Origin of the sequence: Photobacterium rosenbergii, assembly GCF_033022775.1 — a bacterium.
Classification (GTDB): Bacteria; Pseudomonadota; Gammaproteobacteria; order Enterobacterales; family Vibrionaceae; genus Photobacterium; species Photobacterium rosenbergii_A.
In genome coordinates this window covers 37,651-51,624 of record NZ_JAWJZI010000022.1, presented here as the reverse complement: position 1 = coordinate 51,624, position 13,974 = coordinate 37,651, and the positions used below count along the sequence as shown (strand labels likewise).

Here is a 13,974-nt window from a genome sequence, read left to right as displayed (position 1 = left end):
CCAGGACCCAGGACCCAGGACCCAGGACCCAGGACCCAGGACCCAGGACCCAGGACCCAGGACCCAGGACCCAGGACTTAATACTAACTTGATTCTGTAATATATGGCGTAGTAATTGGGGCTTTGCTCTTCCTAGGCCCTAGGACCCAGAATCCCGAACCCCAAAAGATATTATGATCCATCAATACGAAGAAAAACTACTAACCCTGATCGACCAAATGGTTGAAACAGCCTCAGACGACGAACTGTTTGCTGGTGGGTACTTACGTGGCCACATTTCACTTTCTGCAGCAAATTGTGAGCTGGAAGGGGAGATAAGCATCGAAGCGATGAACGCCAAGGTTGAAACGAGCATGTCAGAAGCACAATCTGAATTAAATCCTGCCGATCAGCTGATTGTCAAAGAGATGTGGCAGCAGCTTCAACAGCAAGCGATTTAATAAGCATCGATATTAATACCAAGCAATTAAGAAAAAACGGCAATGCGAATTGCCGTTTTTTTATGAATTAGTGTTTTTTGTATGTATTTCTTAATTAATTATTTGTGCTCAAATATTTGCGTTTATAATCAGAAGACTTAGCAAATACAATAATAGGTAGAGTCACAAATAAAAAACCAGCTGCAAAAAGCAAATTTTCGTTAGCGAGTAATTGATAACAGCTTACTGCAAAAATAGTCATTACAATTAACAAGTTAACAATATGTGCGATTGGGTGGTTCACTGAAAAGTGAGCATACGCCCTGAACATGCTCTTTCCCTCTTCTATTATCTTATGTCGTCAAAAAAATGTTATTATAGAAATTTGTTGTCAATATATTGACAATGTTGTTATTTATATATGATAGCTCAAATCCTGATTTGATGTCATAAACCTAAAATAATTTACGCACAGTGTCACATTTTTGAGACGAAGCATTTGGAAGTCACGAAAATAATAAGAATCAGAGTGAATAAGTCGAATTATCCTTAAATTTATTTTTTGTATTAATTTTATGTTTTTACAATTGTGTGACTGTTTTATTTTGCATGCTGTCTAACTATTTAGAATTTAAATAAGTTGCCTTAAACGTGATTTGTAAAAGTGGCCCTTGGAAAAGCGAAAACGAGGTCCTTGGAAGAGCAGGTCCTAGGAGAAGCGGGAAGAGCGAAAGAATAAGAGTGAAGAGCTTGACATCGATTAGCTAGTAGAACGCTTTTGCAGGACCCAGGACCCAGGACCCAGGACCCAGGACCCAGGACCCAGGACCCAGGACCCAGGACCCAGGACCCAGGACCAGGACCCAGGACCGCTCCTACTCTACCGCTTTTCTCGAGTACCACGGATATCTCGCATCCGTCACACCAAACAGCTGGTACTTACGGTTCAGCATTTGGCCGCCATCACGGGTTAGCGGCAACCAAGAAATCGTTGCGCGGTTAGTACTTGGTTTCACGGTCATCACGTCAAACGGAATCGAGATATAGAAGCCTTTGGTGTAGCTTCCCTCACCGTATTCATCGGAAGACAAATCCGTAAAGGTGGCAAAGGCACCGGCAGTGATACCACTATCAAACTGCTTCGAGAAATCGACAGTGACACCGATATCTTCAGTTAGATATTGGCCTGCGCTTACCTTGAATAAGGTATTTGGCAACCAATCCCACTGTGGTTGATAGTAACCGGTAACGTGGCCGGTCATCGCCCCGGTTTGCACGCGGTACGAACGATTGGTTATGGGATCAAATTGCTCTTCGTCCGTGAAGAAGCCAAATGCCGAGTCGGGGTCACGCTGCACCACATAGTTAACATCCATGCCCACTGCCCAGTTTGCACCAAGTGGGCGATATAGCACCTCACCGCCAACACCACCAAACATCATTTCAAGGTAGCCACCATACGCTTGGCTGTACCAGTTATCCCCAAGTTTATCCATCCAGGTAAGCTGCAGGTTATCAAGACGGACCGGGTTATCACTGATATATTGGCGAACCAAGGTACGAACACGTTTCAAGTCAGTGCCATCGGGCGGTACGTCGTACAGGAACTGGTCGTAGTTATCATAGATATTGAAGTAGACAGAGCCACCGAGCTCAATATTGTCGGTAAACCAGTAGTTCGCCCCGGCATTGATACCGATATTGAACATGTAAAAATCTTCTGAGCCACCGATAGACTGCTGTAATGTAGGCGATAGGCTGACATCCCAGCGTCTGCTTGGCTCGGCGGCCAATCGACCTTCTGGCTCATTTGGTGTGGAAACTGAAGTGCTGTCTTCAACATTCGCACCGATATATTCAACATTAGCAACTTGGCTAAATTTATCGGCATCAATTCGGGTTTCGGTTATTGCCTGGTGGTTGCTGGTTTCAATCAAGCGATATTCGGCAACATCAGGGCCTCGGTTCGCCAAGACGGTGGCGGCACGTTCATGTGCTTCATTGCGATCACGATATTTATTCTGATCAGCACTTACAGTGATGCTGTTGTTATCGTGATGAATGGTCGGGTTTTTATAACCAGCAATGGTATGTAGCTCGTCAGCAAGGACCTGCCATTCCGCATTGGTAAGCTCAGGAGTGTTTGAAGGGCTCTGGCTTCGAGGGGTATAGTCAGGGGCTGGTTCATCTTGCCAGCCAGACTTCAGGCTGTTGAAGTTGGTGTATAGATTAAAGCCAAATGTCCATGTATTACCGCGCTCATAACTAAGACGTAAGTCGCCCCAGTCTCCAAGCCGATACAGCGCGCCATAGTTAAACTTGCTGTCTTGCGGCATTTCAATATCGCCGCGTGTCACTGGGAAGTCACTTTCGTAATCGTTGGCGTCATATTCCAGCTTAAACCGTAAGGGTTCCCATGGGCTTTGATACTCGAGGCCGCCATATATAGACATAGGGCCACTAAAGAAATTATCGAAGTTTGCCGTACCCCATTGTCCACCAATTTCGCGCTCACAGAAGCGGTCGGCTAAGTCACAGAGTGGGTTGGTAACATTGCCGCTATTGCCCATGTAACCCCATGCAACACCAAGGGTGACATCGACAGGGCCAAATTGTTTATTGGCGGCAATAAACTCGCCATCAAACAAGCCGGTTCCCCCAAAGTCACGCACGCCGACAGCAACTTCAGGCAGCCAGTAACTTTCTTCCCACAATCGAACCTTAAAGTCGATCCCTTTATCTGTGTATTTGGAATCGCCACTAAAATCAGGGTTGCTGCTATAGAGAAGATCTTGAACGATAGTGTAGCGAATCGTTGCTTCAAACCAAGGGAAAAGTTGAAGAGAGGCATTATAGTGGTGATATTCACTGTTATAAGTTGCCCCTGCATTGAACTCACCGGTAGGGTTCATACGCGCGGTAGGCATTTGCATTAAGCCGACACCACCAAAGTCAGACTGTGACGGTCTTAATACCGGGTAACTAAATTCATCGGCATTGGCTGAGTAAACAGGCAGGATTGCTAATGCAAGGGCTGAAAGTTTGAAGAAGCCATTAGGTGCTTGGGCAAGAATATTGATTCCTTTGTTTGACATGATTACAGCACCTTGTTCCTTAGCAAGTTAATCATTTCCTGGTTGAGCGACTTATAGTCGCTCGGTAAATCGCCGTAGCCGATAAAAATGGTCGCACCCGGGGCAACGTCCCTATGGTCGCGATTCCAGTAAGCAATAGGGTGTTGTTCAGCAGTGCCATCAGGCTGAATAACAACCGCATAATCTTTTTGGTGATTGTCAATCAATGCGGTGTTATCGAGGTATTGTTTTGCCGACAAACGTGGCTGCCAACGGATTGCGGTTGGTTTTTGCGTGGCACCAATGACCAATACATCATTGGGGCGATTGGCTAAATAGAGATGGTATTCGCCACGGAGCAAAGGGTTTAATTTTTTGTTCAGCCTAATGGCATCATAATCAAGCGGGATAAACTGCTTGGTATATAAGATGTTATCGTTTATCCAACGCTCATTAGCCCTGAGGCTCGCTTTTAATGCAAAGCTGGTCGGCTCTTTATCAACAAGTTGGTCGATGAGCTTAAGCACGGTTGGTTTGTTCTCGGGTTCTGAAGTTGAGCTTAAAGTACTTCCGAGCCAGAAAATGCTATCAGCGCGAAAAGGGTTACTTTGGCCACTGTTATTAGTTAATAGAGAGGCATTTTTTAGCTGCGTAGCAATATTATCACCAATGACTTGGCTTAATCGTACTGGCTCTAAATAGTTTAAAGACCATGCCTGAGCTTTATTAGGGCTGTAAATAGTGACACTTAACGTATTCTGAGTGTTATTCGCAGCAATGGCAGGTGGATTAAACGAGGCTACCGTTAAAAGTATGAGTAGTGGTGGCATTGCTCGTTGAATAAATCTAAAAAAACTCACGATATTATCCCTAGGCAAATGGTTTAAGCAAAATTAGTTCGATATAAGGCAGGTTCGGGGCCAGCTTTTGTTTACTCTTAATGACGGCTCCGTTGCTTGGATCTATCCACCAGTGATTATCGAACTCAATATCCAGTGTTGGGATAAATATACGCTCAATATAATGCTTGGTTGGCTGAGTGGTGCCATTGATATCAAGTATTTCGTCAGCGATGAAGGTAAATTCACTGTTGACCGGGTAGCCCAAATGATACCCAGGCTGCCAGTCAATAGCATGTTGCCAGTGAGTTGGGGTGGTGGCTAAGTGCAACCCCAAAGCGAGTGGGTCAGTTTGTTTGCTATGGCTGCTTACAAGATTACCTGATGGTAAGTTGAGAGTTTTGACAATCCGGCCGTTTTCTGTGATTAGCATCCCTTTGTCAGCCGATACCCACTTAAGCTGGGTACGTTGTGGCTTTGGTGAACTTGAAGCCGAAAAACCTGCCACATCGGTTAAACCAAGGGTCGCTCTATCTTCGGCAAAAGCCAATACCATGAAAGCTTGCGGGCCATCATCAACCCGTGCATACATGCTGGCATAAGGAAGCTTATTGATTTCTTCTGTGCTTAAGGAGACATCTTTATCACCAAAAAAAGCAAGGTTAACGGTGTTGTTTACATCATTAAACTTCTGGCTGCACCCAGTAAGTGTCAATAAGAGAAGTACTGCAGTGGAACATTGTCGAAACATGGAGGTAGCATCCAAATTGCTCAATCAAGAAAAATAGAGTGTTTCAGAATAAGGTGTCAGAGTTAGGTAGTAGTTGTCTAGTTGCTGTTGAGTAAACTTGTGACGAAATAACAAAAATAACCGCGCTATAAAGCGCGGTTAACCACAATCAACTCAAACTTTAACAGGTTAAAGAATTACTGAGTTGCGGTTGCAGTTGTTGTTGTGCTATTGCCATTGCTTGAATCGGCAACAGCAACAGCTGCTACAGCTACTGCTGCACCAACTGCAACCGTAGTTGCTGCAATACCACCCGCCGCTGCTGCACCAGCAGTACCAGCAGTACCTGCTGCTGCACCAGTTGTTGATGCAGTTGCACCAGCTGTTGAAGAAGCTGTACTACCAGTTGTAGCGGCAGTAGAACCTGTTTCAGTTGCTGCGAAAGCTGTACCACTTAGTGATAGCGCCGCAATCAATGCCAAAGCCGTTTTTTTCATCCCATTCCCTTACTTGTTGGTCAAAAGTAACAGTTACGTATATAAAAAAGTATCAATCAAGCGGTTACCGCCTTCTATGCAATAATATTGTGATTAACACAAATCCGCAATGCATCTAGCTAATTGTCATAAAAGAGTTTTCTTTTTTCTTAAGTTTGGTCGTGTCAAAAAGAGAGGCTACTCCCAAAGATGATTAAGAAATGATTGATAAGAGTATTTTGATGGGAATTTAGGTGTGCTACTAGTGGTAACAGGGATTTATAACGTTTTTGAAAGCTTCTGAATGCTAATAAAAATATTAAAAATCAGAGTCATATAAAAACATTTTAAGAATTTCTGAAAGTAAGCTACAAAATTCATATTCCTATCAACATAAAAAATGTGTAAAATCATCAGCCATATTTGAAGGGGCAATCTCCCATCATTAAAGATGAAATTTGACATTTCTGCGTAACAAATTTGCGATAGTGTACTTCGCACTCGAAAATTGACGGTCATTAGGAACCATAACCTAAGGGCGGTAGCATGTCTTAACCACTCTGACAGCTAAGCAGGCCGATGCATAAATCCGCTGAGTTCCTCTTGCTTGAGCCCAGGATTTCCGTTCATTCTTAGCTGATAGCTTGGCCAACCAACGGTAGTTTCACTTTTTGTTTTATATTTAAATCTTCGCTGATAGCTGATAGCTGATAGCTGATAGCTGATAGCTGATTTTTTGTTTCTTCTTTCAACCTTTTCGAAAACAAATATGCATTTCACAAAGAAGCTCCTAATACCAGCCGTGGCGACGGCCATGCTGGCGGGTTGTACTGTGCCCGGTTCACACTTAACAATAGATGATAAAAATGTCGTTGCTTCTCAACAAGAAAGAGACAGTGATATTTCCGAGCAGGTGAATGTTTACCCGCTGACAGCCAGTGCAGTGAGGCAGTTTAAAGCTCCTGCAGTATACTCAAAGGCAAACCCTGCCCTGGATGCTGAAATTGCCCGTTACCAGTACCGTATTGGTCCTGGTGATATCCTAAATATAACAATTTGGGATCACCCTGAGTTGACTATTCCTGCGGGCTCTTATCGCAGCTCAGCCGAAGCGGGTAACTGGGTACATGCTGATGGCTCAATCTTTTACCCTTATATTGGCTCTGTGCAGGTAGAAGGCAAAACGGTGACCCAAGTGCGTGATGAGATTGCAATTCGCCTAGCAAAGTACATTGAAAGCCCACAGGTTGATGTCAATGTTGCCTCTTTCCGCTCGCAAAAAACCTATATTACCGGTGAAATCAACAAGCCTGGCCAGCAGGCGATCACTAACGTGCCACTTACAATGCTAGATGCGATCAATCGGGCGGGTGGGCTTGCAGAGAATGCCGATTGGCGAAACGTGACCTTAACCCGTAATGGGGTTGAAGAAAACGTTTCGCTTTATGCGCTTATGCAACGCGGCGATTTAACCCAAAACCGATTATTACGCCCAGGGGACATTGTTCACGTGCCACGAAATGATGCCCAGAAAGTATTCGTGATGGGTGAAGTAAATAATCCACAACTACTTAAAATTGATCGCAGCGGTATGAGCTTAACTGAAGCATTAAGCCATGTTGGCGGAATCAACGAGCTAGAAGCCGATGCAACCGGGGTGTTTGTGATTCGCGGCAATGAGCTATCAACCACGGATGAAAGCCAGCCATTAGCGAACATTTACCAGTTGAATATTAAAGACGCCTCAGCATTGGTGATTGGCACCGAGTTTGAGCTTCAGCCTTATGACATTGTTTATGTAACAGCCGCGCCAATTAGCCGCTGGAACCGTGTTGTTCGTCAGCTTCTGCCGACCATTACCGGCTTCAATGAGCTAACTGAAGGTGCGCTACGCGTACGTAATTGGCCGTAGGCTATAGTTCCTGGTCCCTAGGAAATAGTCAGTAGGGAAGAAGCTAGCAACTATTTTGATGAAGTGCCTCAGTTAACTGAAGCATAAATGATTAACGAAAGGATCTAGGATCTAGGATCTAGGATCTACTCTATATTTAGAAGTAATTCTATGACCACAACTCAAAATATTAACAACTCCCAAAACGATTCAGATGAAATCGATTTGGGGAAATTGTTCGGTGTGTTGCTAGACCACCGATGGATTATCATTTTAACCACCTTTTTATTCGCAACTATTGGTGTGGTGTATGCTCTGCTTGCAACGCCTATCTATAAAGCCGATGCTTTAGTGCAGGTTGAAGAGAAAAGCTCAGGAGTACCCGGCCTTTCAGATATTTCAGAAATGTTTGCCTCTGAGTCCTCTGCCGATACCGAGATTCAAATTATCAAATCTCGAATGGTGCTGGGTAATACCGTCGATAAGCTGAACCTCACTGTTAATGTTGAACCGAAATTCTTACCTGCCATCGGTAAAGGCTTAGCAAGATTAAAAGGGGAAGATAAACCGGTTGCGATTATTTCAAAATTAGAGCTTCCACATTCTCTAATGGGAGAGAAGCTGCTACTCACCGTTGAAAATGACCAAAGCTACACATTGTCATTTGACGGTGAAACTTTGATTTTAGGTCACAAAGGTGAGGTGGCTGAGGCTGGAGACATTTCCATTTTGGTTTCAGATTTTACTGCTGAGCCAGAAACTGATTTTACTGTTGTTAAGCGTGCCCGCTTAGTCACCATTAGCGAGTTACAAGAAAACGTTAAAGTTTCTGAACAAGGTAAGAAAACCGGTATCTTGAAACTCACTTTGGAAGGTGAAGAGCCGGCTAAAATTCAGGCAATATTGAATAGCATTACTGAAGATTACCTGATGCAAAATATCGACCGCACCTCGGCAGAGGCGGAGAAAAGTCTGCAGTTTTTGCGAGGTCACTTGCCCGATATTAAGCAACAGTTGGATACATCCGAAGCTAAATTAAACACCTATAAGCTTGAAAATGACTCGGTCGATTTGGCGCTGGAAGCCAAATCGGTACTGGATACCATGGTGACGGTTGAAGCGCAGCTTAATGAGTTGACGTTTAAAGAATCCGACATTGCCCAGCGTTTTACCAAGAGCCACCCTGCCTATGTTTCTTTGCTTGAAAAGCGTCGCACTTTAGAAGGTGAGAAAGCGCGGATTGACCGTATGGTTTCACGTATGCCGAAAACCCAACAAGAAGTGATTCGCCTAAGCCGAGATGTCGAGGTTAATCAGGCTATTTACCTACAGCTGGTTAATAAGGTGCAAGAGCTAAACGTCATGAAGGCCAGTGCGGTTGGTAATGTCCGTATTCTTGATAACGCCGAGACCTTGGAAGAAGCCGTTAAACCTAAAAAAGCTATTATCGTTATAATTGCTACTATGCTAGGTGGTGTATTGTCAGTAGCATTTGCGTTGGTGAAACAAGCTTTCCACCGTGGTGTAGAAAACCCTGATGAAATTGAAGCAATCGGCTTGCCTGTATATGCCAGCGTACCGATGTCGGATTGGCAGATTGAGCTAGAGAAAAAACAAAAGGGCAAAAAGCAGTTATCAGTACAAGACACCTTATTGGCGGTGTCAAACCCTGCAGACTTGTCCATAGAAGCATTGCGTAGCCTGCGTACCAGCTTGCACTTTGCCATGATGGAAGCCAAAAACAACATCCTGATGATTTCGGGCCCAAGCCCAGGTATTGGTAAATCATTCGTCTCTGCAAATATGGCGGCTGTTGTAGCGAAATCCGGCCAAAAGGTACTCGTTATTGATGCCGATATGCGCAAAGGCCGAATGGAGAAACAGATGGCGGTTAACCCAAAACCAGGCCTATCTGATTTCTTAAGCGGTCAAACCAGTATCGAAAGCCTACTAAAACAGCCAGGTGTTGAAGGCATGGAGTTTATTGGCCGAGGTGAAGTACCGCCAAATCCATCAGAGCTGTTAATGCACCCTCGCTTTAAACAGTTGATGGATTGGGCTTCGGAAAATTACGATATCGTTATTGTCGATACTCCACCTATTCTGGCGGTGACTGACCCAGCTATCGTAGGTGCACATGCAGGTACTACGCTGCTAGTGGGTCGCTTTAGCCAAAATGCGGTTAAAGAAATTGAAGTGACCAAGCAACGCTTCGAGCAAAATGGTATTGAAGTAAAAGGCTTTATTCTGAATGCAGTAGTACGTAAAGCAAGCAGTTACTACGGTGGTAACTATGGTTACTACAACTACAGCTACAGCAGCGAAAAATAATTTTTAACTTGAAGCTAATCAGCTATCACCTGTCATAATTCCCTGATAGCTGATAGCTGATAGCTGATAGCTGATAGCTGATAGCTGATAGCTGATAGCTGATAGCTGATAGCTGATAGCTTTATTTCTAATATTTCTCCAAATCACAATTTAATAAGCTCGTAGCTCGTAGCTCGTAGCTCGTAGCTCGTAGCTCGTAGCTCGTAGCTCGTAGCTCGTAGCTTTCATTTTTATCTAAGTCAGAAAATATTATGGAAATCTCTCAAGCAAGAATGACCCACCTCAAGCAACTTGAGGCAGAATCTATTCACATTATTCGTGAAGTGGCCGCAGAATTTGATAACCCAGTGATGCTTTACTCAGTAGGTAAAGATTCAGCGGTAATGTTGCACTTAACCATGAAAGCATTTTTTCCTGCAAAACCGCCATTCCCTTTAATGCATGTGGATACGACATTTAAATTTAAAGAGATGATCGAATTTCGCGATAAAATGGCAAAGAAAATAGGTATGGATTTAATCGTCCATAAAAACCAAGAGGGTATCGATGCAAACATCAACCCATTTGACCACGGTAGCGCCAAGTACACTGACGTAATGAAAACACAGGGTTTAAAACAAGCGCTTGATAAACATCAATTCGATGCTGCCTTCGGTGGTGCTCGTCGTGATGAAGAAAAATCCCGAGCTAAAGAGCGTGTTTACTCGTTCCGAGATAAAAATCACCGTTGGGATCCAAAAAGCCAACGCCCAGAACTTTGGAACATTTTTAACGGCAAAGTAAACAAAGGCGAGAGCATCCGTGTATTCCCATTGTCAAACTGGACTGAGTTAGATATCTGGCAGTACATCTACCTTGAAAACATCGATATTGTACCACTATACCTTGCAGCTGAACGCCCAGTAGTAGAGCGTGATGGAACGCTTATTATGGTGGACGATGAACGCCTACCATTAGCGGAAGGTGAGCAGCCGATGATGAAGAAAGTCCGCTTTCGTACCCTCGGCTGTTACCCACTAACAGGCGCAGTAGAATCTGAAGCAACAACCCTTCCAGAAGTCATCCAAGAAATGCTTCTTACCAAAACCTCCGAACGCCAAGGCCGTGTCATCGACCACGACTCCGCCGGCTCCATGGAGAAGAAAAAGATGGAAGGTTATTTCTAAATTTCCAGAGGAAATTTAGAGCGGCTTGAAAGCTAAAAGGCTAGAAAGCGGGAAAGTAAATGGATTTTGAAAAGTTGGATGTATGGAGAAAGTCTTCTAGATTATCAGCTGACTTATATCTTTACTTTAAGAGCTGCAAAGACTACGGATTTAAAGATCAAATAACTCGTTCAGGCTTGTCTGTTCCTAGTAATATCGCAGAGGGAATGACAAGAGAAACAGAACGAGAAAAATACCGGTATCTATCGATAGCAAAAGGCTCTTGTGCTGAATTAAGAACCCAAATCTATATTGGTATAGAAGTACAATATATAGAAAAAGAAGTTGGTAAAAATTGGCTTAATCAGACAAGGCTTATCGCAGCCATGCTTGAAGGTTTAATGAAAAAATTAAAACCTAGATAGCATTCAAGCATTCAAGCATTCAAGCATTCAAGCATTCAAGCATTCAAGCATATACACAGAATTTAAGATTTTATTTGGAATTAAAATATGTCCAACCAATCCTCCCTAATCGCTTCTGACATCGAAGCGTACCTAAAGCAACACGAAAACAAAGATCTGCTGCGCTTCCTAACCTGTGGTAACGTAGATGATGGTAAATCAACACTTATTGGCCGTTTGTTGCATGACTCAAAAATGATCTTCGAAGATCACATGGCGGCAATTAAAAATGATTCAAAGAAATTTAATACCACTGATGGCGAGTTTGACCTTGCACTCTTGGTAGACGGTCTACAGTCTGAGCGTGAGCAGGGTATTACCATTGATGTTGCTTACCGTTATTTCTCAACCGATAAGCGTAAATTCATTATCGCAGACTGCCCAGGACACGAGCAGTACACCCGTAACATGGCAACGGGTGCATCAAATTGTGATTTGGCGATTGTGATGATCGATGCCCGTAAAGGGGTACAAACCCAGACTAAACGACATTCTTACATTGCATCACTTTTGGGTATTAAGCACATTATTGTTGCGGTAAATAAAATGGACTTGGTGGATTACAGCCAAGACACTTACCGTCAAATTAAAGCGGATTACAAAGCGTTTGCTGAGCAGCTTAATATTCCAGATGTGCGCTTTGTTCCAATTTCTGCACTGCGTGGTGATAATGTGGTAGAGCGCTCTGCACAAATGGATTGGTACCCAGGTGCCACCTTGATGCAACTGCTGGATACAGTGAAGGTCAATGAAGACAAAAACCTTGATGTTTTCCGCTTGCCAGTACAGTACGTAAACCGTCCTAATCTTGATTTCCGTGGCTTTTGCGGCACAATTGCCGGTGGCGTAATTAATGTTGGTGACAATGTAGTTGCTTACCCTTCAGGTAAAACCTCTTCAGTTGCACGTATTGTAACCGCAGATGGTGACCTCGACAGCGCATTTGCAGGGCAAGCAATCACTCTAACTCTGGAAGATGAAATTGATATCTCCCGTGGTGATGTAATTGTAAAAGCAACAGAAGATGCCACTAAACTGCCAACAACTACAAATAACTTTGAAGCAACTATTGTCTGGATGAACGAAGCCGAACTTCAACCAGGCAAAGAGTATGAAATCAAAGTTGGCTCAAAAAATACATTTGGTCATATCGTAAAAATACAGCATCGTATTGATGTAAATACTCTAGAAAAGCATGATTCGACAGAACTTCAGCTTAATGAAATTGCAAGTTGCGTAATAGAAACAGCGAGTCCTGTAGTTATTGATAACTACCAAGAAATACATGGTACAGGCTCATTGATTGTTATTGACCGTTTAACCAATGTAACGGTTGGTGCTGGTATGATCACAAATACCTCGATAGCCAGTGAAAATTTTGACCAAAATACACGCGTATATACTGAAGCGGAAATTGCATTAAATAAATATATTTGTGAGCATTACCCAGAGTGGAATGCAATCTCTTTGAATAAATAAAAAAAGACTAAAGATAGGCGATATATAATGAAATATGATTATGTAATTGTTGGCTCAGGATTGTTTGGTGCTGTTTTTGCTCATGAGATGACGAAAAAAGGCAAAAAGTGCCTTGTTTTGGAAAAGAGAGAACATATTGGTGGTAATATATATACTGAATCCACATCAAATATAAATGTTCATAAGTATGGTGCTCATATTTTTCATACGAATGACAAAGATATTTGGGATTATGTTAATCAATTTGTATCTTTCAATAACTATATTAACTCCCCTGTAGCAATATATAAGGATGAGCTCTATAATTTACCTTTTAATATGAACACCTTTAGTAAGCTGTGGGGGATTAAAAAACCTTCAGAAGCTAAAGAAATTATTGAAGAGCAAATAAAGAACTCTGGTATTACTGAGCCAACTAATTTAGAAGAACAAGCGATAAAAATGGTTGGTATTGATATTTATGAGAAATTGATTAAAGGGTATACAAAAAAGCAGTGGGGGAGAGAACCGAAAAAGTTACCAGCATTTATTATCAAAAGGCTACCTCTAAGATTCACATATGATAATAATTACTTTAATGATAAGTATCAAGGTATTCCAGAGGGTGGATATACCTTATTAATTGAAAAGTTGCTAGATAATGTCGATCTAAAGTTAAGTGTCGATTTTTTAGATGATATTGAAAAGTATGAATCTATGGGCAATAAGATTGTCTATACAGGACCAATTGATGCTCTATTTGATTATAAACTTGGCATGTTAGAGTATCGAGGATTGCGATTTGAATCGATGGAAATGAACTCAGAAAATTTCCAAGGTAATGCTGTGGTTAATTATACTGAAGAGCATATTGAGTATACTCGAATCATTGAGCATAAACACTTTGAAAGCGTAAATACTGATACAACAATTATAACGAAAGAATACCCATCTGAGTGGAAATTAGGTGATGAAAGATATTATCCGGTAAATGATGCAAAGAACCAAGATTTGTATAATAAATATAGAAAATTAGCAGGGGAAAAGAAAAATTATATATTAGGTGGGCGACTTGCTGAATATAAGTATTATGATATGCACATTGTAATTCGTAGTGCATTAAATGCAGTAAGGAAGGAAGTTTAGC

The 13,974-nt window shown here is 42.5% G+C and carries 11 protein-coding genes; 7 read left to right on the top strand and 4 right to left on the bottom strand.

Annotated features, from left to right (window positions below; genetic code table 11):
• Nucleotides 1-173 precede the first annotated feature (173 nt).
• A complete protein-coding gene (locus tag R2X38_RS24375; RefSeq protein ID WP_317524939.1) occupies nucleotides 174-440 on the top strand; it encodes a YfcL family protein in 267 nt (88 codons plus the stop codon).
• 854 nt (nucleotides 441-1,294) lie between these two features.
• Here the strand turns inward: R2X38_RS24375 and R2X38_RS24370 are convergent.
• From R2X38_RS24370 to R2X38_RS24355, 4 genes are all read right to left on the bottom strand, one after another.
• Nucleotides 1,295-3,514, bottom strand: coding sequence for a YjbH domain-containing protein (locus tag R2X38_RS24370; RefSeq protein ID WP_317524938.1), 2,220 nt, complete (start codon nucleotides 3,512-3,514; stop codon nucleotides 1,295-1,297).
• A 2-nt stretch (nucleotides 3,515-3,516) separates the two neighbouring features.
• On the bottom strand, nucleotides 3,517-4,353 hold the full coding sequence (locus R2X38_RS24365) for a capsule biosynthesis GfcC family protein (RefSeq protein WP_317524937.1): 837 nt from the start codon (nucleotides 4,351-4,353) through the stop codon (nucleotides 3,517-3,519).
• 10 nt (nucleotides 4,354-4,363) lie between these two features.
• The gene (locus R2X38_RS24360; protein WP_317524936.1) at nucleotides 4,364-5,083 is read right to left on the bottom strand and encodes a YjbF family lipoprotein; all 720 of its coding nucleotides are present in this window, start codon (nucleotides 5,081-5,083) and stop codon (nucleotides 4,364-4,366) included.
• Between the two features lie 176 nt (nucleotides 5,084-5,259).
• A complete protein-coding gene (locus tag R2X38_RS24355; RefSeq protein ID WP_317524935.1) occupies nucleotides 5,260-5,559 on the bottom strand; it encodes a hypothetical protein in 300 nt (99 codons plus the stop codon).
• Nucleotides 5,560-6,307: 748 nt separating this feature from the next.
• On the opposite strand from R2X38_RS24355, the gene R2X38_RS24350 reads away from it, so the two are divergent.
• The 6 genes from R2X38_RS24350 (at nucleotide 6,308) to glf (ending at nucleotide 13,973) form a co-directional block, all read left to right on the top strand.
• Entirely contained in the window at nucleotides 6,308-7,450 is a 1,143-nt protein-coding gene (locus tag R2X38_RS24350) for a polysaccharide export protein (RefSeq protein ID WP_317524934.1), read from the top strand.
• A 150-nt stretch (nucleotides 7,451-7,600) separates the two neighbouring features.
• Nucleotides 7,601-9,760, top strand: a complete 2,160-nt coding sequence (locus tag R2X38_RS24345; protein ID WP_317524933.1) for a polysaccharide biosynthesis tyrosine autokinase — start codon at nucleotides 7,601-7,603, stop codon at nucleotides 9,758-9,760.
• Between the two features lie 251 nt (nucleotides 9,761-10,011).
• Nucleotides 10,012-10,926, top strand: coding sequence for a sulfate adenylyltransferase subunit CysD (cysD, locus tag R2X38_RS24340; protein ID WP_317524932.1), 915 nt, complete (start codon nucleotides 10,012-10,014; stop codon nucleotides 10,924-10,926).
• Nucleotides 10,927-10,985: 59 nt separating this feature from the next.
• Entirely contained in the window at nucleotides 10,986-11,330 is a 345-nt protein-coding gene (locus tag R2X38_RS24335; RefSeq protein WP_281025392.1) for a four helix bundle protein, read from the top strand.
• A gap of 87 nt (nucleotides 11,331-11,417) precedes the next feature.
• On the top strand, nucleotides 11,418-12,848 hold the full coding sequence (gene cysN / locus R2X38_RS24330; protein ID WP_317524930.1) for a sulfate adenylyltransferase subunit CysN: 1,431 nt from the start codon (nucleotides 11,418-11,420) through the stop codon (nucleotides 12,846-12,848).
• 27 nt (nucleotides 12,849-12,875) lie between these two features.
• A complete protein-coding gene (glf, locus tag R2X38_RS24325; RefSeq protein ID WP_317524929.1) occupies nucleotides 12,876-13,973 on the top strand; it encodes a UDP-galactopyranose mutase in 1,098 nt (365 codons plus the stop codon).
• The last annotated feature ends 1 nt before the right edge of the window (nucleotide 13,974 follow it).

Coding starts and splice junctions, on each gene's coding strand:
- R2X38_RS24375 (WP_317524939.1), top strand. CDS start 174: ATGATCCATCAATACGAAGAAAAACTACTAACCCTGATCGACCAAATG.
- R2X38_RS24370 (WP_317524938.1), bottom strand. CDS start 3,514: ATGTCAAACAAAGGAATCAATATTCTTGCCCAAGCACCTAATGGCTTC.
- R2X38_RS24360 (WP_317524936.1), bottom strand. CDS start 5,083: ATGTTTCGACAATGTTCCACTGCAGTACTTCTCTTATTGACACTTACT.
- R2X38_RS24355 (WP_317524935.1), bottom strand. CDS start 5,559: ATGAAAAAAACGGCTTTGGCATTGATTGCGGCGCTATCACTAAGTGGT.
- R2X38_RS24350 (WP_317524934.1), top strand. CDS start 6,308: ATGCATTTCACAAAGAAGCTCCTAATACCAGCCGTGGCGACGGCCATG.
- R2X38_RS24345 (WP_317524933.1), top strand. CDS start 7,601: ATGACCACAACTCAAAATATTAACAACTCCCAAAACGATTCAGATGAA.
- cysD (WP_317524932.1), top strand. CDS start 10,012: ATGGAAATCTCTCAAGCAAGAATGACCCACCTCAAGCAACTTGAGGCA.
- R2X38_RS24335 (WP_281025392.1), top strand. CDS start 10,986: ATGGATTTTGAAAAGTTGGATGTATGGAGAAAGTCTTCTAGATTATCA.
- cysN (WP_317524930.1), top strand. CDS start 11,418: ATGTCCAACCAATCCTCCCTAATCGCTTCTGACATCGAAGCGTACCTA.
- glf (WP_317524929.1), top strand. CDS start 12,876: ATGAAATATGATTATGTAATTGTTGGCTCAGGATTGTTTGGTGCTGTT.